At 37.6% G+C, this 22771-nt stretch carries 24 protein-coding genes, 1 tRNA gene, 1 rRNA gene, 1 other RNA gene and 2 pseudogenes; 2 read left to right on the top strand and 27 right to left on the bottom strand.

From position 1 onward, the window contains the following. Positions 1-38: 38 nt before the first annotated feature. The 25 genes from D7D54_RS08325 to comW all read right to left on the bottom strand — a co-directional run bounded on the left by D7D54_RS08325 (position 39) and on the right by comW (position 20628). Entirely contained in the window at positions 39-1880 is a 1842-nt protein-coding gene (locus D7D54_RS08325; protein ID WP_120719213.1) for a VirD4-like conjugal transfer protein, CD1115 family, read from the bottom strand. Continuing rightward, positions 1881-2420: a hypothetical protein gene (locus D7D54_RS08320; protein ID WP_120719212.1), complete on the bottom strand. Its 540-nt coding sequence runs from the start codon at positions 2418-2420 to the stop codon at positions 1881-1883. Positions 2421-2473: 53 nt separating this feature from the next. Next, positions 2474-3490: an LPXTG cell wall anchor domain-containing protein gene (locus D7D54_RS08315; protein ID WP_120719211.1), complete on the bottom strand. Its 1017-nt coding sequence runs from the start codon at positions 3488-3490 to the stop codon at positions 2474-2476. A gap of 59 nt (positions 3491-3549) precedes the next feature. Then, on the bottom strand, positions 3550-4428 hold the full coding sequence (locus D7D54_RS08310) for a hypothetical protein (RefSeq protein ID WP_120719210.1): 879 nt from the start codon (positions 4426-4428) through the stop codon (positions 3550-3552). Beyond that, positions 4412-4684: a hypothetical protein gene (locus D7D54_RS08305; RefSeq protein WP_120719209.1), complete on the bottom strand. Its 273-nt coding sequence runs from the start codon at positions 4682-4684 to the stop codon at positions 4412-4414. Before D7D54_RS08305 ends, D7D54_RS08310 begins: the two co-directional genes overlap by 17 nt. A gap of 11 nt (positions 4685-4695) precedes the next feature. After that, complete coding sequence (locus D7D54_RS08300) at positions 4696-5334, bottom strand: hypothetical protein (protein WP_120719208.1); 639 nt, start codon at positions 5332-5334, stop codon at positions 4696-4698. Positions 5335-5352: 18 nt separating this feature from the next. After that, a complete protein-coding gene (locus tag D7D54_RS08295; protein WP_120719207.1) occupies positions 5353-7938 on the bottom strand; it encodes a phage tail tip lysozyme in 2586 nt (861 codons plus the stop codon). 11 nt (positions 7939-7949) lie between these two features. Continuing rightward, the gene (locus tag D7D54_RS08290; protein ID WP_120719206.1) at positions 7950-10316 is read right to left on the bottom strand and encodes a VirB4-like conjugal transfer ATPase, CD1110 family; all 2367 of its coding nucleotides are present in this window, start codon (positions 10314-10316) and stop codon (positions 7950-7952) included. Continuing rightward, positions 10270-10629 carry a PrgI family protein gene (locus D7D54_RS09425; protein WP_239822539.1) on the bottom strand — a complete coding sequence of 120 codons (360 nt, stop codon included), beginning with the start codon at positions 10627-10629 and terminating at the stop codon, positions 10270-10272. The genes D7D54_RS08290 and D7D54_RS09425 overlap by 47 nt, the downstream gene beginning before the upstream one ends. Before the next feature lie 66 nt (positions 10630-10695). Further along, on the bottom strand, positions 10696-11115 hold the full coding sequence (locus tag D7D54_RS08280) for a lactose transporter (protein ID WP_208636627.1): 420 nt from the start codon (positions 11113-11115) through the stop codon (positions 10696-10698). A gap of 45 nt (positions 11116-11160) precedes the next feature. Further along, positions 11161-11892 carry a type IV secretion system protein gene (locus D7D54_RS08275; RefSeq protein WP_120719205.1) on the bottom strand — a complete coding sequence of 244 codons (732 nt, stop codon included), beginning with the start codon at positions 11890-11892 and terminating at the stop codon, positions 11161-11163. 27 nt (positions 11893-11919) lie between these two features. After that, positions 11920-12144, bottom strand: coding sequence for a hypothetical protein (locus D7D54_RS08270; protein ID WP_020902610.1), 225 nt, complete (start codon positions 12142-12144; stop codon positions 11920-11922). 5 nt (positions 12145-12149) lie between these two features. After that, the gene (locus D7D54_RS08265) at positions 12150-12380 is read right to left on the bottom strand and encodes a YdbC family protein (RefSeq protein WP_324031325.1); all 231 of its coding nucleotides are present in this window, start codon (positions 12378-12380) and stop codon (positions 12150-12152) included. 98 nt (positions 12381-12478) lie between these two features. After that, positions 12479-12817 carry a hypothetical protein gene (locus D7D54_RS08260; RefSeq protein WP_020902597.1) on the bottom strand — a complete coding sequence of 113 codons (339 nt, stop codon included), beginning with the start codon at positions 12815-12817 and terminating at the stop codon, positions 12479-12481. A gap of 278 nt (positions 12818-13095) precedes the next feature. Then, the gene (locus D7D54_RS08255; RefSeq protein ID WP_120719204.1) at positions 13096-13929 is read right to left on the bottom strand and encodes a replication initiator protein A; all 834 of its coding nucleotides are present in this window, start codon (positions 13927-13929) and stop codon (positions 13096-13098) included. A gap of 2 nt (positions 13930-13931) precedes the next feature. Beyond that, entirely contained in the window at positions 13932-14093 is a 162-nt protein-coding gene (locus D7D54_RS09395; protein WP_020902600.1) for a hypothetical protein, read from the bottom strand. Between the two features lie 158 nt (positions 14094-14251). Then, entirely contained in the window at positions 14252-15067 is an 816-nt protein-coding gene (locus tag D7D54_RS08250; protein ID WP_020902517.1) for a PrsW family intramembrane metalloprotease, read from the bottom strand. 24 nt (positions 15068-15091) lie between these two features. Continuing rightward, positions 15092-15589, bottom strand: a complete 498-nt coding sequence (locus D7D54_RS08245) for a beta-class carbonic anhydrase (protein ID WP_004237611.1) — start codon at positions 15587-15589, stop codon at positions 15092-15094. 72 nt (positions 15590-15661) lie between these two features. Continuing rightward, entirely contained in the window at positions 15662-17023 is a 1362-nt protein-coding gene (gene radA / locus D7D54_RS08240; RefSeq protein WP_078748308.1) for a DNA repair protein RadA, read from the bottom strand. A 13-nt stretch (positions 17024-17036) separates the two neighbouring features. Then, entirely contained in the window at positions 17037-17576 is a 540-nt protein-coding gene (locus tag D7D54_RS08235; RefSeq protein ID WP_031237801.1) for a histidine phosphatase family protein, read from the bottom strand. A gap of 1 nt (position 17577) precedes the next feature. After that, positions 17578-18021: a dUTP diphosphatase gene (locus tag D7D54_RS08230; protein WP_020902515.1), complete on the bottom strand. Its 444-nt coding sequence runs from the start codon at positions 18019-18021 to the stop codon at positions 17578-17580. A gap of 56 nt (positions 18022-18077) precedes the next feature. Then, positions 18078-18175, bottom strand: an RNA gene (ffs, locus tag D7D54_RS08225) — signal recognition particle sRNA small type. Positions 18176-18207: 32 nt separating this feature from the next. After that, positions 18208-18675, bottom strand: a complete 468-nt coding sequence (tadA, locus tag D7D54_RS08220) for a tRNA adenosine(34) deaminase TadA (protein WP_020902514.1) — start codon at positions 18673-18675, stop codon at positions 18208-18210. A 199-nt stretch (positions 18676-18874) separates the two neighbouring features. Beyond that, on the bottom strand, positions 18875-20161 hold the full coding sequence (locus D7D54_RS08215; RefSeq protein WP_001832534.1) for an adenylosuccinate synthase: 1287 nt from the start codon (positions 20159-20161) through the stop codon (positions 18875-18877). A gap of 230 nt (positions 20162-20391) precedes the next feature. Beyond that, positions 20392-20628, bottom strand: coding sequence for a sigma(X)-activator ComW (comW, locus tag D7D54_RS08210; protein WP_020902513.1), 237 nt, complete (start codon positions 20626-20628; stop codon positions 20392-20394). 252 nt (positions 20629-20880) lie between these two features. On the opposite strand from comW, the pseudogene D7D54_RS09420 reads away from it, so the two are divergent. Next, positions 20881-22233 (top strand): annotated as a pseudogene (locus D7D54_RS09420) (IS3 family transposase). 63 nt (positions 22234-22296) lie between these two features. Then, positions 22297-22537, top strand: a pseudogene (locus tag D7D54_RS08200) (transposase); the annotation flags it as partial. Between the two features lie 63 nt (positions 22538-22600). Here D7D54_RS08200 and D7D54_RS08195 read toward each other — a convergent pair. Together D7D54_RS08195 and rrf are read right to left on the bottom strand one after the other, a co-directional pair. Next, a tRNA-Asn gene (locus D7D54_RS08195) sits at positions 22601-22674 on the bottom strand. Between the two features lie 5 nt (positions 22675-22679). Continuing rightward, a 5S ribosomal RNA gene (gene rrf, locus D7D54_RS08190) occupies positions 22680-22771 on the bottom strand; the annotation flags it as partial.

Below are 22771 nucleotides of genomic sequence, written 5' to 3'. Positions count from 1 at the left end.
AGAAACCTGGTAGGCAATCCTAACAGGTTTTCTTTTGGTTAAGCCACTTCCTCAAATGGTAATTTTACTTCTAGCACCTTCGCGCTAGTTGTTTCTATCACCCTATCATGGTTGACGTTGGCATCCCAGTCATCCATATCAGACATGGAACGGGTATAACGATACCAGTTCGTATCACTTGGACTATTCGCCAGTTCTTTAGCACGTGGATGCTGAAGAACGTTAGTTTTCTTATCTCTGAAGACATTTTGTTTAGAGATAAAGATTAAGGCTTCATCAACCCCAATACGAGCCACCTCATCAGGTGTGAGAAGGTCACGCTGAATGGTTTGAATAGACTGACTGCTTGACCCTTGCGTTCCTCTTGTTTGCGACTGATTCTTAACATTGATAGTCTGCTTACCGCTTCGCATTGAGAAATAGTTCATTGTTTCCTTATCATTCGTCCCCAAGTAAACTAGGGTAGCACAGTTATTGAATATGGTCTCCCATTGGTCTTTATAGAGTGCCTTCAATTGACTGATGGCTTGAATGATAATATCAATTGAAATCTCACGGGAGCGAACTGAAGAGAGTGTTTCCGTGAAGTTTGGGAAACGTCCAAAGTTGGCAAACTCATCTAATATAAACCTGATATGAAGCAGGTCTTCAGGTTTGCACGTTGGATGGTCTCCCTGAAGAATTTCATCAGCTGTCTTAGGCAACTGCCTGAACATCATGGTGAACATGACTGTCGCAATAAAGTTAAAAGACTTATCCGTTTCAGGAATAGCAATAAAGACTGCTGTTTTCTCAGTCTGCCACTTTTCCATCTCCATTGAATCACGAGCAGTCAGTTTCCTCACAGCATCATGGTCAAAGGCTGCAAATACAGTTGAAGCAATGAATCGGACAGAACTTGCTGTTTTTCCTTCAGCATTCTCATTAAAGAGCTCCCATTGACGACCTGCATAGTTACCAGGCAGTTCTTTTTCTAACTCTTCAAACAGCCTTTCAACCACGCTAGGCGTGTCCTCGTCTTCACGTTTGATATTTCTTAAAAGGTCTGCAACCTGAGCGATATTTGGCTCATACTTTTTCAGAACTTTACCGTCAAAGTAGAGGTAGCCAACTAGAGCCCTCATCAAAAGAATCTCTGCCTTATTCCAAAAGTCCTCACCAATATTTGAAGAAATCTTAGTCCCTTCTTTTATGGCCGTAACAACTCTATCAATATCTAGCTCATCGTGCATATAGTGAAAGACGTTGAACTGATTAGAGTTGGTCAGATTGACCAGGTCAAAGATTTTGATTTTGTAGCCGTGGTCTTCAAGCATTTTTCCTGTCTCACGGACAAGAAGACCTTTCGGGTCAGTGATAACAAATGAACTATTCATTTGCATCAGGTTAGGTTTCACAAAGGTGAAAGTTTTCCCGTCCCCTGGTAAACCTACTGTAAGAGTATTTTTGTTCAATTGTCTGTTAAAGGGGAGTCGTTTATTGAAAAGTCCCATTCGTCCATTTTGACTGAAAATCATATCATTTTCAGGCTCTTTATCCCGAAAAGAAGCTATTTCCTTGTTCGTGGCGTACCGTGCCGACCCGTATTCCTCCCCGTAGCGGTAGCGCCCTTTGTCGCCAACTCGAAAGTAAAACATCAAGACAACAAAGAGAGCTAAACCGCCACCATATAGACTAGCTTGAGTGAAGTTAAAGTCAATAAAAGACTTACTTGTCCAATTCTCCATCATCCAATCCAAACGGGCATTATCTATAAAGGTAACTCCTTCAGTTGCAGGTGCTATGTCATAAAGCTTGACCAACCAATGAACCGCATAGCAAAGGATAAGACCCACAATCAAATAAGGGAGAAAGCGACGTTTTTTCTGTTCTGTAACCATCTATAACCCCTTTTCATCTTTCGCAATAGCCTTCTTAGGCGTTGGTGTTTTAACCTTATCTTTAGATTTGATTTCTGCGGTAACCTTTTTCTTGTAGTAAGTCAATTTTTCCTTTAAAGTCATGGTCTTTGGTGTTTTGATAAGATTTTTAGTAAGTTTTTCTGCCTTTTCAGGTTCGGTTAAATCATTGATGACCCCTTTGAAACTTGCTTCCAAGGCTTGCACGTTCTTTGCATCAATTGCTATTGTACTTGTACCGTTACCATTATCTTTTATAGAAAAGCCAACTTCATACCCCTTTAAATATTCTTCAAGACGTTCAGAGTTCAGTTCATAGTTCAGAAACGTTTCAAAATGTTTTGTTTCCTTTGTTGCCATAAACTGATTCCAGTTGGTTTTAGCCGTATATGTCTTGTTTTCAAGATAGTGATTAAATTTGTGATACGATTCTTCAAGTGCATAATACATTGATTTTAGAAGCATTTCGCCTGTTAATTTATATATATCGGCTACTTTCATTCCTATTCTCTCCTGATCCATTTTTATCCTCCTTTCTAAAAAAAGCACTCAAAAGAGTGCTTTTATCTTATTCCTTAATTTGAACGTTTCTTTAAGAAAAAACTAATGACGATAGCCAATAATCCAAAACCTGCAAATGTTAGTAATATACTTTCTTTAAGACCAGTATTTGGAAGGGTTTTGAGCTTACCATCTTTGTCTTTAACAGAGATAGTCTTATCTTCATTGACAGTACCTCCGACCTCTTCAGGAGCAATTACAGAGCCATCTGAGAGGACAACGTTGCCGTTCTGAGTGCTTACAATTGAAGCACCTGTTTCTGTCTGTACTGGTGCGCTAGGAGACACTTCTTGAACAACTTGACCTGTTACTTGCGAAGTTGTTCCTACCTGAGAAGCACCTGCTTCTACAGCTGTTTGAGCAGATACACCAGGGTTATTTGTTGGAACTTTAACATCAGGAATTAAGGTAGTTGTTCCCCCATCAATAGTTGAAACACTAACCTTATTATCTGACGTAGCATTGTCTTTTTTGTTCTTATCTTCAGAAGTCGGTGTAGTTGCTGAAGAGCTGCTACTTGATGAAGAGTTGCTACTTGATGAAGTTTCTGAGCTTGAACCAGTTGCTACAGTTGTTCCAGGATCAGTTGGAGCTACAACAGAAGGCTGTTCTGAAGGTGAAGTTGGTACAGAAGGTACAGTTGTATCACTTGATGGAGCTGTTGTAGTTCCAGTATTTGGTGATACAGCAGGAACAGTTGTATCACTTGATGGAATTGTTGTAGTTCCAGTGTTTGGCGCTACAGCAGGAACAGTTGTATCACTTGATGGAATTGTTGTAGTTCCAGCGTTTGGCGCTACAGCAGGAACAGTTGTATCACTTGATGGAATTGTTGTAGTTCCAGCGTTTGGCGCTACAACAGGAACAGTTGTAGCATTTGATGGAGCTGTTGTAGTTCCAGTATTTGGTGATACAGCAGTAATAGCGTTTTCATTTTGTGAAGTGTTTGTATCTGCATAAGCTATTTGAGCGCTCGCTGAAGCAAGTACGACAATAGATGATAGTGTGATGATTTTAGCCCATTTTTTCATGTTTTAGTCCTCTTTAATGTTTATTTTAATATTTATTTTAATGTTTATTTTAATGTTTGTTATTCTGCAAAACCTGTAATGATAGGTTTACCTACGATTACATAACCATACATTGATTTTTCCTCTTCACGTACAGGAAGAGTCATTCTAATCGTTTTAATATTATTCGAGTCTTCTGTTGTAGTAATTACAAATGTAACTTGAATAATATCTTGTGATTCGGTTAGTGATTCGTAAATTGTTGATTGTGCTTGAACTCCTTTTTTGAGTTCAAGACCTTCAGTTTTCATTTCACTGCTTAAAAAATCTATAATATTTTCACTTTTTCCAGTATAGAAATTTGCGATAAAAAATCTACCAAAAACTTCAATTTTCCCTTGTTTCTCTTCAAGTTGTATCCGATTTTCAAGCTCATTGATTTTCTTAGATTGAATTTGAACAAGAGATATTGAAACAATAGATGCTATTGTAATTAAACAGATAACTATTGTAAGAACAAGCGAACTAAACCCTGATTTTCTAGTTTTTACTGGCTTATCTGATACTGATTTACTAATCATTTTTTCTGTATCTTTTCTATCTTCAACCAGGTTATTTTGAGGTTTTTCTACGCTTTTAATAGATTCTAGCTTTTTATCTTTTTTAACAGAGGTACGCTTTTCTTTTTTCTGCTTATTTGATTTTAAAAATCCAAATGATTTTTTTTCTCTTTTAAAACCAAACCCTGATAGCGCTTCTTCTACAATTGATTCGAGGGGGAGAGATAAAGATAGACTGTCTAAAATTACCCCCTCTTCTCCTAATTGATCTATTTGAATAGTTATCGTTTCTCCTCTATCTTCTGTCCAAACTGACCTATCATTAATAAGAGATAGCAATTCATCCCTATTTTGACAGGTTTCTTGCTGATTTGTTTGTAAATTAGTAATTCTGAACATGACCCTCACCGACCTCTTCAGAAGAATTTACCTTGTTAGAATTGTTAAATGCAAAATTTTCAAATTCATCAAAAGACTTACCTGACTCAGCCATTAACGCAATGACATATTCTGCTTGAAGTGTATTAATTTTCAATTCGTACTCCTTTTCTTTTTGATTCAAGGCTTCTTTCTGTTCCTGAATTTTTTCTAACTCAGCATTAAATTTTTCAAGTTTACCCTTTAATGATTGTGATTGTGTCTTTTTCGGTGCCATATTTTTCTCCTTTAATTTGAGGTGCTAGGTGTTGTAGTTGGTTTTGTTGATGAATCCGTTGTAGTTCCTTCAGATGGTTTTGTACTATCCAAAATTCCATAGTCACCTGTTTGATCTGTTAAAATAATGGATTCCATCTTATTTACTTTCATTTTACCGTTTTCATTAGTATAACTTATTCTCAGTGTCTTTTTGTTCAAAACATTTTTTTGAGCAGTGTTATAGTTTTTCTTTTCATCTAGTAAAGTATTTACATAATTTACTTGCGCTATAACTTGTAATTTGTCTTGATTGATATAAATTTCTGCTGATTTAAACTGAAAATCTACAACAAATCCTTTATAGGTTTGGCTCACAGGTTCTTCTTCTTTAGCTATTGTTTGTTTATATAGACCATCAGTCATATATTCTTTATAGCGATTCCTATTCTCTCCAAGATCTTTTTTGGTATAATAGTTCACTAAAAATTCTTTTACCTCTTCCTGATTAAGCCCCTCCTTTGTTGCTGTCTGTTTACTTTCAGCAATTTCCTTTTTTTGATTGTGATCTGCTATTGTTTGTCCTATACCTACTCCAAGAAATACGGCAAGGATAATCAATAGTATATAACCAATAAATTTTATTACTTTTAATTTAGATGAATCTATCATAATTCTCCATTCTTTCTTCTATTTTGGCGGAATTGCAAATGAAAGGTAACTTTGATTTGTCCAAAGAGTCCAATGTATTCTATCTTGAACTCCCCCAACATTACACTCAGAAACTAGAAAACTACCATCTTCATTTACATGTTCAACATAAGTTACATGCCCATACTCCGCAGGAGTATTCCAAAAACCACCTTGGATTGACATAACTGCTCCTGCAACTGGAGTTGAACTGTATGTCCATCCCCTGGCAACCAATCCTCTAACCCAGTTCTGTCCATCTCCTAACCAATTATAATGAGGAGCTCCTGCTTCTACTAATCGATTATACACATACCAGGTACATTGGCCAGTAGGATAAGTGTTACCATCAAGGCTAGCCGAAACGGTAGCTCCTGAAGGATAACTAGATATTTTAGATGAATACTCCGAAGGGAAACCCCATGAACTTTCTAAAACGGCACTTCCTCCTCTAGTGTGACCTCTAGGATTTTTGAGATACGATAAAACTTGTTGAGCATTATGTTGCCGTTCTTTTACTTTATCTCCTTCGTTTCCTTCCCAATATACAAGAAATTTGTTAGTTAAATAATCTACATCTTCGCTTGAATGAAGGATATTTTTTAAATGTTCAACGTAGTAAGGAGAATCACCATTTAGCATGAAGTCAAGTTGAAGTTCGAGATCATACCATTTTTTTCCTTTATCCTTTGCGTAGTTCAATAACATTGTATGTCTAATCGAACCATCACGGGTATCAGTCCATTGTCCAAGTCCAATACCTCTATGGATAATATTTGGATATTTCCCTTGATACACTTCAGCATTACCCATGTTTAACCAGTTAGGATCATCCCATGAGTTAGCTGATGCGCCAACAGGAGGGCTTAAATAGTCTCCTTCGGCCCTTTTTGCTGTTATTGATGATTCTGTCCAAAAGTTTCCTAAAATTGCTGAGATACCGTTTAAAGTTACGCTACTATCTTGTTTTTTGAAGTAGTTGTATATATCATTTATTTTTTTGCCAATATCCCCGTCTAGGTTCATATCTGAAATTACTGACGTAGTCTGATTATATTCGACCTTTGGAAGATAGAAACCAACATTTACCCAAACCCATTCTTTCTTTTTCTTGTTTTTGAGTTTTCTATAGTAAACTTCTTGTCCTCCTACATCACTTACCTCACCAATTTCATTCCCAACTTTAATCTTGTCACCATCATTAACACGAACACGAGTCACATTCTTATAAGTAAACTCTGCCGTCTCTGATGATATAATCACATCTTGATCTTTTACAGAAATTGTACCATCCATCACAGCGTAAAGTCTTGCCCCTTGGTTCGCTTGCAAAACAGAACCGTTGTATATCTCTGTTTTTGAAACATAGCCAAACCTTTTATCAATCCGTATTGGATCTAATTTTTCATCATTTGCTTCAGCATTAAAGGGGTTTGACAAATCGTTGTAGGTTACATAATAGCCTACTTGTTTTGCCTGTTCTAAGACTTCGTTATACTCTTTTAACTCGGATTCACTCAATCTTAGATATTTATTTTCAGACGAAGTATAGATATCAGACATTGTTTTTAAATTGTCTTTATCTTTATTTAATTCTTCCCAAGTATCGGAAAGAAGCTCCCTGTAAGAATGATTTAATTCCCACCACTTCTTATCCGTATTATAGGGTGAATCTAGCTTGTAATCTTCATATTTGTAACCCATGAACATCATTATTTCATCAATATTTGTCCAATAATCAACCTTATCTGTTGATTTTTCTCTATCAATTTTTGAAATATGAGTCCAAGCTTCTGTAAGATCAAACTCGTTTTGTGCTACAGTTGAAGTTCCTCCACCTGCCATTGCCCCAAAAATAGCAATTGCTAAAAACATAATAAACAAAACGATATATGATTTTGCAGTTAAAGGATTTTTTAGGATAGTGAATAACGGCTTACTAATTTTAGAAGTTACTTTTTTTACAGTTTTACCAAATCTCCCTGCTTTAGAAGCATTAGTTTTCGCTCTTAATAGTTGGTACTTATTTTTTACTTTTGTTTCCCAACGAGCTTTAACAGGTGTTCTTGTAAACCCCTTTCCACGAACAAGATTGTAAGTCCTATTTCCTGATGCATAAGCATTTCTTACTGAATTTGAAGCTATTTTGATAGAATACTTTCCAATTTTTTTTGCTTGTCTAACTTCTACATGTGCTCGTCTGATATTCTGTCTTGCTGAAGCAACATCTTCTAAATAGTCATTATCTTGAAAAGCACCATCTACAAGTTGAGTTGCTTGATTATGTGCCAATCTACCGACTTTTTGGGGAGTCGTTCCTCCATTTCTCTGAATCGCTTGCCTTCTTTTAACACCTGCTTCCTTTTTTCTTTCTTTTAGCTGAGATATTTCTTTACTAGCAACTTGTCGCCTTGCATTTTTCTTCTGCTTCAGGTAACGCTTTTCTGCTTCTGTTTTTGGCTGTAAAAGCTGTTTATCCCTCTTATCTGCTTTAGCATATTTTTTTCTAGCATTACGAATGTCTTTTTTGGCTTCCTTATATTCACGAGTTGCTTGACGTAATTCCTTCCTTGTCTTTCTTGACAAAATTACACCTCCTACGCATCTGTAGCAACTAATTCAAATAATCGTGTATGTCGAGGAATTGGATTTTCAAAAGGTACAACCACTTGACCTGCGACAATCAAGCCCGTTCCTTTTGCTTTTGGTTTTTCAATATACCTGGTAAGAGTTGGAGTAAGTGTAATGGCTTTAGAAAGAGCCAATAAGTCTGATTTCTTGTGTTTCAAGAGAATCATAAACTCACTATTAGATACCAACTTGCGCCCTTCTTCTTTGTTCATCAGGGTTTCAATATTTTGTGTGATGGCTGTTGCAATCGCCCCGTATTTACGAACCCGTGAATACAACTCTGTAAAGAAGATAGCCTGGACTTCTTCTTTGAAGAAGAGCTGTACCTCGTCGAAATAAATGCGAGTAGTGAGTTTCCCTTGGGAAGCGACAACTTGATTCCAAATATAATCCTGAATAACCATCATTGCAAATGGCTTTAATTTACCTGTTAAACGCTTCAAATTGAAGACAACAAAACGATCTGTAATATCTACGTTTGTTTCATGTGCAAAGATATTTTGTGAACCTTTAGCATATATTTCTGATTTAAGCGCTAACTCCTGGGCTTCAGGTTCTTCCTGCTCTTGTAAAATATCGTGCCAATCTGCAAGCGTTGGCGTTCTATCTTCATCCGCAAACCGTTTATAAGTTTCACGTGTCACACGGTCAATAATGGTATATTGCACGTCACCGACTTCATCAAGGATTGATTCGAACAACCCCATCAGAAGATTTGATTTATCACCAATTGGATCATTATCTTCGTCCTTCAGTTGACTCATGTCAGGCAAATCTAACAAATTTAAGTGCGACTTAGAACCGATAAAAATATCGACTTGTTGAGCGCCAAACTCTCTACCAATATCTGAATATTCATCTTCAGGGTCAACAATGATGATACGGTCTTCAGGGTTCTTCAGATAAGTTGGTATAATTTCCATAGTTTTAACTGTAACAGATTTACCTGAACCTGAAGAACCAAGTACAACCCCTGAACCAGTATTAAGGTCTGCTTTACGGTCAATTGTAATAACATTGTTAGATAGTTGATTTTGACCGTAATAGAGTGCACGTGGGCTTTCTGACTTTAAGTCAACATTTGTGAACGGTACTTGTGTAGCTATGTTTGCAGTAGTCATATCACGAACAAATCTACGCTTCACATTTAAAAAAGTGTGCCCGATAGGAAGAATTGTATTCAATCCTTCTTTTTGATAATAATAGCACTCCTGGAAGTCAACTCCTACTTTACGAGAAGCAGTCAGAATCTTATCCGTGACACTTGCTAATTCTTCTTCATCTTTAGCTTTGAAGTAAATAGCAATAATTCCTGAGAAAGCCTTTTGATCGTTATCATCAATCTCTTCTTTCCAACGTCTCGTCGATTCTGAAATTTCCCTGGCTCTACCACTAACGGCTAAATCTTGATCGATACCTTCTTGAGCCCCTGAACGTTGAGCTTTAACCATTTCAGCTTTAATTGTCGTATCAATGTTATTGATTTTTTTCATAAAACTGGATGGCTCATAAGGCTCTGCATGTATTGTAATCGCCAACTCAACACCAATATCGGTAAGATTTTTAATCATCTTGTCAGTAAGAAAAGTAGGGAAATTTTTAGCATACATGACTCTAGCCACTTCTTCGTTAATACGAAAACGGTTCTCTAAAAAATGAAGCCTGTTAGGTGCAATAAAGTCTTTTGTATGCAATTCAGACAATGCAATATCTCTGAATGAATAAGGTAACTTCCGTTTACCATTTAGCAGTTCAGAAAATATATCAAGCCTTTCTTTTCCACCCAACTCTTTAAATGTAATATCCATCTGAGCATATTGATTTTCAAGAGAGTTCCCAAGTTCATTCAGAATAGAATCTGCTTGACTTTTATTATATGCTTCAGTTCTAAGAGTAACATATTTCTCTACCTGAAAATTTTTAGAGTCGCTTGAAAAACGACTTTCGATAATTTCATTGTACTCTCTGCGAAAATCATCAAAACCGTCTCCAACTTCATCATATTTGATTTGGTCAACAGCGTTGTCTTCGATTTTCCGATTGATAACCAGGAGCTGATAAGTAGAGCCTGCATCAAGTGAATTGAGCGCTTCAGCGTGTGTATCAATCACGTCAATCTTTTCTTCCTGGTTAGCGGATAGATAGGCGACGTCACCCAAGCGATAGGTTCTTGACCATTCGTTTTTAGCAATGTGCATCAACCCACTTTCAAATAAACTATTATATTTGATAGTATTTTGAGTAGATGCTTTCAATGAGCGTTTTAGACGTGCTTTTCTCTCTTTTTCAGCTTTCGTCATACTCTTTGACTTTTTTCCAATACTTAAAATCATCTTTTTTGAGTTCCTCCTCTTCTCTAAATTCTGTAATATATGAACGTTTTTGAACTTTTAAATTAAATAATATCTTATCCTTGACTGATTCATCAAATCCTAGTCCATAAACAATAAATGGCGGTGCGATCAGTAAAGCTACAAGATACATAAAAATATCTGATAATTCCATTAGCGATATTGAAATAGTTAAAGAGATAACAATTCCTATACCGAGCATCATAATTAATAACCGCTTTGTCAGTCCAAATGCAATTGGTCTTTCGTAATTATCAAATTCTTTCAGAAATTCGCTTCCTAGTTTATTCATCATTTTTCTTTCTAGCTATAATAAAAACACTTTGCAAGCAAAGTGTCAGTTCAACATATTAAAGTCAATTTATTCTTTTATTTGAGCAATCGTCACAAAAATTGAAGCTATGAAGCCTAAACCCATTATAGTTAATACAATTGTTGTATTAAATGGATGGACACCAAGTGACATATTGTTAAGAATAATTGTATCATATACGATATATGCAATAGCCCAAAAAATTGCAAATCCAATAGATAATTTGATCCAATTAATCAATAAATTTATTAAAAAGAAAGGAGTAGCAATCAGAAATCCAATAATCAAAATCAGACCTGATAAAAACATACTAAAGAAGTTGCCAATCATTGACCAAATGGAGCGTTTCACTCGTTTTGGAGCGTTTGATTGAACTGACGTAGGGGTTTCTAATGGTTCTTCTTGCGATTGAGGAGACAATTTGAAATGGTTTCCTTCTCGCTTGATATAGTATCGTTTTTCTGACATGAACTCACCTCCTTATGGAACTATTTTACCAAATTTATTGCTTTTTTACATGGCATTTAAAAGTGTTTTTGCTAATTTTTGACTTCCGAATATTGCAATAATATATACAACACCTTTTCCAATTGATGCAAATGCAACAACCCAGTCTCCTGAACCTGCTTTAAACATATCATCTGTTACTAATGCAGGATAAAGGCTCACTATAATAACAATTAGAAGGCCTTGCAGTGCGTATGATGCAAAATGCTTCAAAAAATTAATAGCAACTGGTCTTGTTTGCTCTGACATGAAGAAGGCAACAATTAATGGTGAAATTGCTTTCAAAATATACATTTGGAAAAAACGTAAGAAAACAATTATTTTTGCACAAATATCACCAATAAAATCAACTGTTTTAGCAACAAGTGAAACAATCTGTTTAAAAATCCATCCACTGATGCCTGAAGTGTCAACCTCTACATCAAATGATCTCTGTGGTAGAACTCCATTTACCAAAGTAATTCCTTTGTTGAATACCAAAACAATAAAGTCAAATATTTCAGAAATATTATATACTAGCAAAAAAGCAATAACATATCCTAGCGCAACTTCCATCCATAATTGAACGGTCAGACTTCCTCCTTCTTGTCCAAGTCTCTTGTTCCACGAAATGATATCGACTAAAAAGAAACTTAATATCAAGATTGAAGCAACTGGCAACAATGCATTATTGATTTGATCAGAATACTGGTTGACTGTTGAACTATATTCAGCTAGGGAATTAGTAATGTTATCCATTCCCTCTAGCTCCTTTCATTCCAGGCTTTAGTTAATTGCTTGAAGCGCTGCAATGATTGCTTGACATACCGCACCACCAATTACACCGATAGCGCCACCATTTACCATTGAATTTGCACCTTTTTCTTGACGCATTGAATCGTTATTGTTACGACCACCAAAGAAATCGATGGCTCCTGATAGAACCCATACAAGCCCAGTGATGATTACGACTGCTTGAACAATTTGAAATACTTTTACTGCTGTTTCCATAAGATTTAATCCTCTTTCTTTTTTGTAATTTGTAAATGTTTAATTGCATCTGCAAGGACGACCATTTCGTCCTCAAAAAGTGTGACACCCTTGCCAACTCGTGAATGGTCATCTTTCCATGACCGTATATCATATTTTGGCTCGGCATCATTCCATGAAATAATGTTTAGTTCCTTTTGCCACCCTCTGTCATTCTTTGATAGGACGGCAATCGTCTCAATGATTTTAAAGCGTATAGGCTCATTATTATCTTTTGTTGGTTGACGGTTGGACTGGATTTTCTTTTGTTGGTCTTCAAAACTTTCTTTCCAACCTTTGTCATTTTCCCAATCCGTCATAAATTTCCTCCTGTGCTTCGTTTTCTAGTGCGGTGATAGCCCGTCCCTGTAAGTCTAAGCACGTTGGTCATTCCAAATCGACATCTTCTCGCAACCAAAATTCCATTTCGTTCTATTGTGCGAATTGCGGAAAAAACGTCTTTGTATTCAATCTTTAGATCAACGTACATATGCTTTCCTGCGACATAGGCTTTTCTTGATACTGTGCCATACTTTGGTTTTAAGTTCAGTATTTCACCACTATCAAGATAAGCAGAAGCACCACCTTCACGTCCTAATTGTTTTAAGTCTCTGATGCAAACGTCATTGTTTGCAAGGTCTTCAAATTTATTCATTCTTTCTCTCCATTTCGAATAAATTTAGGTTGATTTACACCCATGCTGTATAACTTCCTTTTGGTTATATCTGTATTTCTTGCGCACCGTTTATGGTCAAAACGACAAACCCGCGAAAATGCGAATTGTGACTGAGGCTAGAGTCTAGCTTTACACTCCGCCCCCCATTTTCTATCTCATAGTCACGCTGTATCAGGGCAGAGGGGGTATTCTATTGTCAATGTTCCTGGTAGTTTATCGACTTGCCAAGGTCAAATCAGATTATACTGAAAAGAAAACTATATATTTTGCTGTCTTTTTGCTTGTTGTTTCCTTATGTTTTGATTCCATTCAGCAACTATGCCATTAAAGACATACTCAGCAATCCTCTCCGAGGAGCTAGCATATTTCATATTCTCTAAAGCGTATTCATAGCGGTCATCAAAATGTATCATCGCATAATCTGCGGTAGCCTGTGAGAAGTTTTCTTTTAGTAACTGGTCATGAACCAAGTTCCAAATATAATCTCGGTCGTACTTAGTCGCCTTATCAACTTTTCGGGAAAGGTTGACTCTATTTTTTACTTCAGAATTTTGAGGGGCTTTCTCTTCTTCCTCCTCTAAACTAAACTCAGGCTCACTAAACTCAGGCTCACTAGAATCAGTATCATTAGGTTCTGAAATTCCGAAGTCTTGAATTCTGTTTTCCAGAGTTCTTGAATTCGGAATTTCAGAATTCTGGAAGTCGGAATTTCCGAATTCCGCTGGTATCAAGGGTTTAGCCACATTTTCAACCTTTAAAGAACCAAGATAAATCAAATTTGGTTTGTTTAAACCTTGGCGAACTTCTTCGAGTAGGTCATATTTTTTCAGCTCTTTTTTCAGCTTAATAACCTTATCTTTTCCGTAACCTAACATCTCTCCAATTTCTTCAACGGTAAAGATGAAATAGATATTTCCATCAGCATCAATCCAGTTGTTTTTTACTGATAGCTCAAATCTATCCTTTAGGATGGCATAAAGCAATTTAGACTCAGCAGACATCTTTTTATAGAGTTCAGACTCAAAAAGCAACTTTGGTACACGGAAGAATCTTTCTCCGTTATTAACCTGTGCAAGTGAGATTCTTTCCATACCTAAACCTCCCTAAATCTAAGGTCACCTTTTGAGTTAAAAGCAATCAATCCAAAAGATTCTAGTTCTTTAATGTTGTCTATTAATTCTTGACGGGTTATCCCTGTCTGTTTCATCAAGAATGAAACAATCAATTCACGTGTTTCTTTTTCTTTTGATGTCATTTGTGACCTCCTGAGAATAAATTGAGAAAAACAAAAGAGAACGCTATTCACGTTCTCTCAATGTTATTTATTCAATTCTCCCAATTCAGGACACATACATCAAAAATAAAAGAAGGGCTCCATATTTGTACCCTTGCATCATTCTTTTGAAAATTTTTCTAGTTCATCAACTCATTGTGCTTCTCAACAAAGCGATAAGCCTGATAAAAACTATAAAGAGTAATAGCCGTAACCACTGGAATCGCTAAAGGCAACTCTGTCTCCAATTCAACAAAAGGAGAATTAAACAAGAAGTGAGTTCCCAAGGCTAAACCTAGGAAAATAAGCCCCTGTTTCTTGCCAACCTTCTGCCCTTTATAGGCTCTGTAAAGCAAGTAAACACCTACTACAGCCAGACCTGAAAAAGTCCAGTGAGAGGCAATTCCTGAGATGATACGCTCTAAAATTCTCGAAATAGTAAAGTCAAATCCCTCTGGCAAATCTGTACGAATATAGCCAATATCCTCAATCATTTGAAATCCCAAACCAGAAGCAATCCCTAGTAAAAACAAAGATTTTAATTTTCGCACAGGAATCAAAGCTAAAACAAAGACAAGTGGTAACAATTTCAAGGGTTCTTCTACCAAAGGAGCCACAATAGCACTTTCAAAGGCATTTAAAAATGCACTATCTGGGAAAAGAATGCCCAGTAAATCATGGATATAGGTATTAGCAAAGCTAGACAACCAGCCTGCAAGGAACATCCCACCCAATAAAGACAAAATCAAAGCGTTCTTTGGCAATTCCCATTTTTTCCCAATATGGAAAAGGAAATAAAGAGCCGGAATCATGTAAAAGAGAGCTAGAAAGATAGAAACTCCCATCAGTCCATATTCCGCACCTAACATCGAACCATCCGTATAGTAGATGGTTTCATATTGTAAACCAATACATAGCAATAAGATAAAAATAAATAAAATGCTGTTTTTCTTCATACACTTTCTTTCTAAATGAATTTTTTACAATTCTACGACTGTCATACTTCCTGTATCCACATCGTAAATAGCACCAGAGATAATCACATCATCTGGTATTAGGGGAGACTCGATAAGGAGTTGCATGTCCTCGCGTACACTCTCCTCTATATCTTGGAAAGGCAAAAAGTCCTGATCTGACACATCGACACCTAGCTCCTCTTTTAAATACTCCTGAAAAGGACCATTTTCAAAGGTCTGAGCACCACAGTCTGTATGGTGCAATACCACAATCTCTCTTGTCCCCATCTGTTGCTGGGAAATAACTAGCGAACGAATCATGTCCTCGGTCACCCGACCACCTGCATTCCGCAAGATATGAGCATCCCCAAGTGCCAAGCCCAGAGCTTGCGCAACGTGCAAACGTGAGTCCATACAGGTCACAATAGCTACTCTGGTTTTGGGTTTAAGTGGCAGATTTAACTGCCCATGTAGGGCAACATAAGCCTGATTGGCTTGCATAAACTGTTCAAAATACGACACGATTCCCTCCTTGAAAATTTGATAGTCAAATATTTCTCCTATCTTATCATTTTTAAGAGGATTTGTCACAGATTAAGCAAAAACCTTTTTCAAAACTTCCTGAATCGTTGTCACGCCAATGACCTGAATTTCCTTAGGCGGAGTGATTCCTGTCAGAGAATTCTTAGGTACATAAATCTTAGTAAAACCTAGTTTAGCAGCTTCGTTGATGCGCTGCTCGATACGATTCACGCGCCGAATTTCTCCCGTCAAGCCCAGTTCTCCCACAAAACATTCCTGAGGATTAGTTGGCTTGTCCTTGTAGCTCGAAGCAATGGCAACTGCAACAGCTAAGTCAATCGCAGGTTCATCCAATTTGACACCACCAGCAGATTTGAGATAGGCATCCTGATTTTGCAAGAGAAGACCTGCACGTTTTTCCAAAACAGCCATAATCAAGCTCGCACGATTAAAGTCAAGTCCTGTCGTCGTACGCTTGGCATTTCCAAACATGGTCGGAGTTACCAAGGCTTGAACCTCCGCCAAAATCGGACGCGTCCCTTCCATAGTCACCACGATGGACGAGCCAGTCGCCCCATCCAAACGCTCTTCTAGGAAAACTTGACTCGGGTTGAGAACCTCAACCAGACCGCCCGACTGCATCTCAAAAATCCCAATCTCATTGGTAGAACCAAAACGGTTTTTGACCGCTCTCAAGATACGAAAGGTATGGTGGCGCTCCCCTTCAAAATATAACACCGTATCCACCATATGCTCTAGCATACGAGGCCCAGCCAAAGTTCCTTCCTTAGTCACATGACCTACGATAAAGATGGCGATGTTATTAGTCTTAGCTAGCTGCATTAGTTCAGCCGTCACCTCGCGCACCTGAGAAACAGACCCCTGCACCCCTGAAATCTCAGGAGACATAATAGTCTGGATGGAGTCAATAATGAGGAAATCTGGCTGGATTCTCTCTACCTCTGCTCGAACACTCTGCATATTGGTCTCTGCATAGAGATAAAACTCACTATCAATATCTCCCAAGCGCTCCGCACGTAGTTTAATCTGCTGGGCAGACTCCTCCCCACTGACGTAGAGAACAGTCCCCACTTGGGACAACTGGGTTGAGACTTGTAGGAGAAGGGTTGATTTTCCAATCCCAGGATCCCCACCGATGAGGACGAGACTTCCTGGTACCACTCCTCCTCCAAGTACACGGTTGAATTCCTCCATGTCCGTCTTGGTTCGATTGACATTGATAGAAGTCACCTCAGCCAGTTTCATGGGTTTAGTTTTCTCACCTGTCAAGGACACACGCGCATTCTTTACCTCGGCAACCTCAACCTCTTCTACAAAAGAAGACCAAGACCCACAGTTGGGGCATCGTCCCAGATATTTAGGGGAATTATACCCACAATTTTGACATACAAATGTCGCTTTTTTCTTTGCGATGATAAACCTCTTTCTATATCTCTAACTCACACTCAATCACTTGACAAAAATCAATCTTCTCATTTGGCACAAACTGGCGCATAAGCATTCCGTGAGTTACAATGATAATAGTTTTATAATTTTTATATTTTTCCAAAGTTCTTAAAAAACGATGACGCATCTCCAGAGCAGTTTCATAGCGGCAAGGAGAATCTTCAGGTAAACCTCCTTGATGTTTTAGATAATATTCATGAGCTACCAATACACTAGTTAAATCAGAGTTAGTACCATTTAAGTCTGGACGCCACTCATGAAAAAACGGCTCCACAAATAAGTCCAATCCTGTTTCAACCGCTATATAATGGGCTGTTTCTAAAGCCCTCGTCACAGACGATGAAATAATAATCTCTGCCTTTCCAAAACATGCAGTTTTAGCAACTTCTTTTGCCAGACTGCGACCTTTTCCTGTCAATGGTGCTAAATCACGACCAAAACCGCTATAGAGTTGCGGATTTTCAAGTTTATCAAGCATACTATAATCTGGCTCCCCATGACGTACAAAGATAATCTTCATTCTAGTGCCCAGTCGATCCAAATCCACCAGTCCGCACGCCGTCTGCCGCATCTCCATCTGCAATTAAAAAAGAAGCAAAGACAGCCTGGACAACACGTTCTCCAACTTCAAGAACAACCTCTTGGTCTGTGATATTCTTCATCTGCGCAAAAATATGCCCTTCATTCCCAGGATTGCCATAATAATCCCCATCAATGACCCCAACTGAATTAATTAAAACCAAGCCCTTTTTACGAGGGTTTGAAGAACGATCATAGAGGTAGAGAACCTCAGTCGGCTGCATATAAGCCTTAACCCCTGTCGGAACCAAGACAATCTCTCCTGGAGCGATAGCTGTGCGCACAGCAACCTTTAAATCGTAACCAGCCGCATGCGCTGTCTCACGCTTAGGCAATAAATTTTTATCTGTAAAACTCGAAACCAATTCAAAACCACGAATTTTCATCATCTTCTCTTTTCTATTATCATTTATTCTAGATTATTCTATCTTATTTATTCGGAAAAAGCACGAAAAAAAGAGCACACAATTCAAATCGCTTAGGGCTGCTGGATTCCTCCCCTGACCCGCTTCACGCAGAACTGTTGCTCCACTATTTATTATATCACATTCCTATTCATTTTAAAAGCAAAATTATTTTTTCCGTCTATTTCTAAAAAAGTCCTGCATAATAGCTGCGCATTCATTTTCCAAAATTCCCGTTTCAACCTCTACACGATGATTGAGACGCTCATCTGTCAAGACATCATACAAACTCCCAGCAGCGCCAAATTTCTGGTTTTTAGCCCCATAGACCACGTTTGGAATGCGGGCAAGTCCAATCGCCCCACTACACATGACACAAGGCTCAATGGTCACAAAAAGCGTGCAATCCAGCAAGCGCCAACTCTCCTCACTTAGGTTCGCATTTTCTATAGCCATAATTTCCGCATGCATAACCGCTCGTTGCAACTCCTCACGCGCATTATGCCCACGACCAATGATTTCTCCGTCCTTGACAATCACACAACCAATTGGAATTTCATCGTGTTCAAGAGCAATCTCAGCCTCTCTCAAAGCCTCCCGCATAAAGACTTCTTTTTCTTCAACTGTATAATTCATCAATTTCCCTTTTACTACTTATCGATTTTATTATTATATCATGAATCCCAAGACAAAAAAAGCCACCGAATGCGGTGACTTTATAGGGAGATTATTATGAAAAAGAAAAGTTTAGGATATTTGTTACAACAAGTTAGGAGGTCTTCTTGTAACTGTCTATAGTATACCCTACCTATCTTAAACAAATCTTAAAAATCTCTTAGGACCAAACACTTTCTAAAATATTTGTTTGTTCACGACCAGGACCTACTGAGAAAGTAGAAATACGAACGCCAACCAATTCACTCACACGACGAACGTAGTTACGCGCATTCTCAGGAAGATCTTCCAAATTACGAACTCCAGTAATATCTTCTGACCAACCTGGCAACTCTTCATAGATAGGCTTGCAACGTTTCAATTGCTCAAGACTAGCTGGATAGTAGTCAATACGTTGACCATCAAGATCATAGGCTACACAGATTTTCACTGTATCTAAACCACTCAAAACATCGATAGAGTTCAATGAAAGATTCGTAATACCAGAAACGCGACGGCTATGACGCATGACAACTGAGTCAAACCAACCCACACGACGTGGACGACCAGTTGTTGTACCATACTCATGACCTACTTCACGAATGCGTTCTCCCACTTCATCAAACAACTCAGTTGGGAAAGGACCGTCTCCTACACGACTCGTATAGGCTTTACATACACCAACAACCTTGTCAATCTTACTTGGACCAACACCAGAACCAATCGTAACACCACCAGCCACAGGGTTTGATGACGTAACAAATGGATACGTACCTTGGTCGATATCTAGCATAACACCTTGTGCACCTTCAAAAAGCACACGTTTACCGTTATCAAGTGCATCATTCAAAATGACAGATGTATCTGTCACATACTTCTTGATTTGTTGACCATATTCATAATATTCTTCAAAAATATCATCAAAAGCAATCGCTTTACTGTCATACAATTTTTCAAAAAGACGATTCTTTTCAGCAAGGTTACGTTCTAAACGCTCACGGAAAATATCTTTATCCAAAAGATCGGCAATACGAATTCCCACACGAGCAGCCTTGTCCATATAAGCTGGACCAATTCCCTTAATTGTAGTACCAATCTTATTGTCACCCTTAGCTTCTTCTTGCAAACGGTCTAACTCGATATGATAAGGCAAAATAACATGCGCGCGATCAGAAATACGCAAGTTATCAGTTGTCACACCTTCCTCATGAAGATAGCTCAACTCTTTCACAAGAGATTTAGGATTTACAACCATACCATTCCCAATAACAGAGATTTTTTCAGGGAAGAAAATCCCAGATGGAATCAAGTGCAACTTAAATTTCTTACCGTCAATCACAATCGTGTGCCCTGCATTATCACCACCCTGGTAACGTGCAATCACTTCTGCATTCGCTGAAAGGAAATCTGTAATCTTCCCTTTACCTTCATCACCCCATTGGGTACCTACAACAACAACTGAAGTCATAATCTTGTCTGAGCCCTCAGGCTCTTCCTTTCTCACATACATGGCAGGACTCTCACCTGCAATTATATCTTACAATTTATTATAAGAAAAAATCGCCTTTTTATCAAGAAGAAACAATAGAAAGATTTGCTATTTCCAACTATTTAAAAATGATTTAGAAAAAATTTCGGCTATTTATCATTATTTTTCCAAAAAAAACTAAATTTGTTCGGAAATTTACTCAAAACATCTCAACAAGCAACAAAACCTTGTTTCATTATCAATTTTTCAAGATACAAACGATAAGCAACACGATAATGGTAAACAATAAAATCCCGATGATTCCCAATGCTATATCGGAAAAGATAATAAATCAAAAATTTAAAATGAACATGTTCCCAATCCCAACTATCACCAAAGAAAGTAGCATACTCTTCTTCGATACTGTCATAGAAATCTGTCATCTGATCATAAATACTTTTTAGCATAAATATATACTCCTTTTCTTTTTATGACCTTATTCTAACAAAAAATTTTACACATTCACTATCAATTCCTGAATTGTTAAAATACCAACCTCAACAAGATAACAAATAGGAAAAATTGACAGAATAGGAATAAATTGACTACCTAAAAAAGCGACTGAAGTAAAATCTTAAAAAAGAAAAACGCATAGTATTGAACTGAACTGCACCCCAAAAGTTAGTCAGAAAAAATCTAACTTTTGGGGTGTTTTTTTTATGAAATTAACTTATGATGATAAAGTCCAGATCTATAAACCTAGAAAACAAGGATATAGCATAGAGAAACTTTCAAATAAATTTGGGATAAACAATTCTAATCTTAGGTACATGATTAAATTGATTGATCGTTACGGAATTGAATTCGTCAAAAAAGGAAAAAATCGTTACTATTCTCCTGATTTAAAACAAGAAATGATTGATAAAGTCATACATGAAGGCTGGACCAAAGATAGAGTTTCTCTTGAATAAGATCTCCCAAGTCGTACGATACTTCTTAACTGGCTGGCACAATACAAGGAAAACGGGTATACTATTGTTGAGAAAACAAGAGGGAGAGTACCTAAAATGGGACGTAAATGTAAGAAAACTTGGGAAGAAATGACAGAACTAGAGCGACTCCAAGAGGAGAATGAACTCTTACGTACCGAGGTGGCTTACTTAAAAAAGTTAAAAGAGCTGGAAGACAGGGACGAAGCCATACAGCGAGAAAGGCAGAGACAATTAGAGAAATGGCTTCAGGAGGATTTCAACTAGATTTACTTCTTGAAGCGGCTTGTTTACCTCGCTCAACTTACTACTATCAATTGAAGGAACTAGATGGGCTTGACAAAGATAAAGAGCTTAAAACTGAAATTCAGGCCATTTATAATGACCATAAAAGAAATTATGGCTATCGGAGAGTTACTCTTAAACTAAGAAATCGTGGTTTTGTAGTGAATCATAAGAAAGTTCAACGTCTGATGAAGCTCCTTGGTTTAATAGCTCGAATTCATCGGAGACGAAAGTATTCTTCCTACCAAGGAGAGATTGGCAAGAAAGCAGAGAATCTCATTCAACGCCTGTTTGAAGCATCGAGACCAATGGAAAAGTGTTATACGGATGTGACAGAGTTTGCCATTCCAAATAGCACACAGAAACTCTATTTATCGCCTGTTTTAGATGGCTTTAACAGCGAAATTATTGCTTAGAATCTCTCTACTTCGCCTAATTTAGAACAAGTAAAAACGATGCTGGAACAGGTCTTCACAGAGAAACACTATGAGAATACGATTCTCCATAGTCACAAAGGCTGGCAATACCAACATGATTCTTATCATCGGTTCCTAGAGAGTAAGGGAATTCAAGCATCCATCTCACGTAAAGGTAACAGTACAGACAACGGTATGATGGAATCTTTCTTTGGCATTCTGAAATCGGAGATGTTTTACGGTTATGAGAAGTCGTTTCAGTCGCTTAAGGCAATTGGAACAAGCCATTGTAGACTATATTGATTACTACAACAACAAACGAATTAAGGTAAAACTAAAAGGACTCAGTCCTGTGCAATACAGAACTAAATCCTTCGGATAAATTAATTGTCTAACTTTTTGGGGTCAGTACAGTATCAAACTTTTCAGACTGATTTTTTAAATCTTTCTCAAGGACAAATATAAAATCGTCAACGCTCTTCAATTACCCTATTCCAACGCCAAATTAGAAGCGATGAATAATCTCTTCAAACTTATCAAACGAAATGCCTTTAGTTTTCGGAACTTTGAAAACTTGAAAAAAATGGATTTTCATCTCTATAAACATCAAAAAAGAAAGGACAAAATTTGTCCTTTCTAGTCTTCAACCCACTACAGTTGAAAAAAACTATCTATCTCACACCTAACGGAGCGAGGTAGGGTGAAAATTACATAATAAAAAGAAGGTCTATACCTCCTTTACTTAACTACTCCGCCAGTAGGACTCGAACCTACGACATCATGATTAACAGTCATGCGCTACTACCAACTGAGCTATGGCGGATTAAAGCTAAGCGACTTCCATATCTCACAGGGGGCAACCCCCAACTACTTCCGGCGTTCTAGGGCTTAACTTCTGTGTTCGGCATGGGTACAGGTGT

The sequence above is a fragment of the Streptococcus chosunensis genome (assembly GCF_003626515.1).
GTDB classification, from domain to species: Bacteria; Bacillota; Bacilli; order Lactobacillales; family Streptococcaceae; genus Streptococcus; species Streptococcus chosunensis.
The sequence above is the reverse complement of the archived record's forward strand: the minus strand, read 5'-3'. Positions and strand labels throughout refer to the sequence as shown.

Excerpts from the sequence above, each read along its gene's own strand:
- D7D54_RS08325 (WP_120719213.1), bottom strand. The coding sequence starts at position 1,880 with ATGGTTACAGAACAGAAAAAACGTCGCTTTCTCCCTTATTTGATTGTG.
- D7D54_RS08320 (WP_120719212.1), bottom strand. The coding sequence starts at position 2,420 with ATGGATCAGGAGAGAATAGGAATGAAAGTAGCCGATATATATAAATTA.
- D7D54_RS08315 (WP_120719211.1), bottom strand. The coding sequence starts at position 3,490 with ATGAAAAAATGGGCTAAAATCATCACACTATCATCTATTGTCGTACTT.
- D7D54_RS08310 (WP_120719210.1), bottom strand. The coding sequence starts at position 4,428 with ATGTTCAGAATTACTAATTTACAAACAAATCAGCAAGAAACCTGTCAA.
- D7D54_RS08305 (WP_120719209.1), bottom strand. The coding sequence starts at position 4,684 with ATGGCACCGAAAAAGACACAATCACAATCATTAAAGGGTAAACTTGAA.
- D7D54_RS08300 (WP_120719208.1), bottom strand. The coding sequence starts at position 5,334 with ATGATAGATTCATCTAAATTAAAAGTAATAAAATTTATTGGTTATATA.
- D7D54_RS08290 (WP_120719206.1), bottom strand. The coding sequence starts at position 10,316 with ATGATTTTAAGTATTGGAAAAAAGTCAAAGAGTATGACGAAAGCTGAA.
- D7D54_RS09425 (WP_239822539.1), bottom strand. The coding sequence starts at position 10,629 with ATGATGAATAAACTAGGAAGCGAATTTCTGAAAGAATTTGATAATTAC.
- D7D54_RS08280 (WP_208636627.1), bottom strand. The coding sequence starts at position 11,115 with ATGTCAGAAAAACGATACTATATCAAGCGAGAAGGAAACCATTTCAAA.
- D7D54_RS08275 (WP_120719205.1), bottom strand. The coding sequence starts at position 11,892 with ATGGATAACATTACTAATTCCCTAGCTGAATATAGTTCAACAGTCAAC.
- D7D54_RS08270 (WP_020902610.1), bottom strand. The coding sequence starts at position 12,144 with ATGGAAACAGCAGTAAAAGTATTTCAAATTGTTCAAGCAGTCGTAATC.
- D7D54_RS08260 (WP_020902597.1), bottom strand. The coding sequence starts at position 12,817 with ATGAATAAATTTGAAGACCTTGCAAACAATGACGTTTGCATCAGAGAC.
- D7D54_RS08255 (WP_120719204.1), bottom strand. The coding sequence starts at position 13,929 with ATGGAAAGAATCTCACTTGCACAGGTTAATAACGGAGAAAGATTCTTC.
- D7D54_RS09395 (WP_020902600.1), bottom strand. The coding sequence starts at position 14,093 with ATGACATCAAAAGAAAAAGAAACACGTGAATTGATTGTTTCATTCTTG.
- D7D54_RS08250 (WP_020902517.1), bottom strand. The coding sequence starts at position 15,067 with ATGAAGAAAAACAGCATTTTATTTATTTTTATCTTATTGCTATGTATT.
- D7D54_RS08235 (WP_031237801.1), bottom strand. The coding sequence starts at position 17,576 with ATGAAGATTATCTTTGTACGTCATGGGGAGCCAGATTATAGTATGCTT.
- D7D54_RS08230 (WP_020902515.1), bottom strand. The coding sequence starts at position 18,021 with ATGAAAATTCGTGGTTTTGAATTGGTTTCGAGTTTTACAGATAAAAAT.
- tadA (WP_020902514.1), bottom strand. The coding sequence starts at position 18,675 with ATGAATTATACAGTTGAAGAAAAAGAAGTCTTTATGCGGGAGGCTTTG.
- D7D54_RS08215 (WP_001832534.1), bottom strand. The coding sequence starts at position 20,161 with ATGACTTCAGTTGTTGTTGTAGGTACCCAATGGGGTGATGAAGGTAAA.
- comW (WP_020902513.1), bottom strand. The coding sequence starts at position 20,628 with ATGCTAAAAAGTATTTATGATCAGATGACAGATTTCTATGACAGTATC.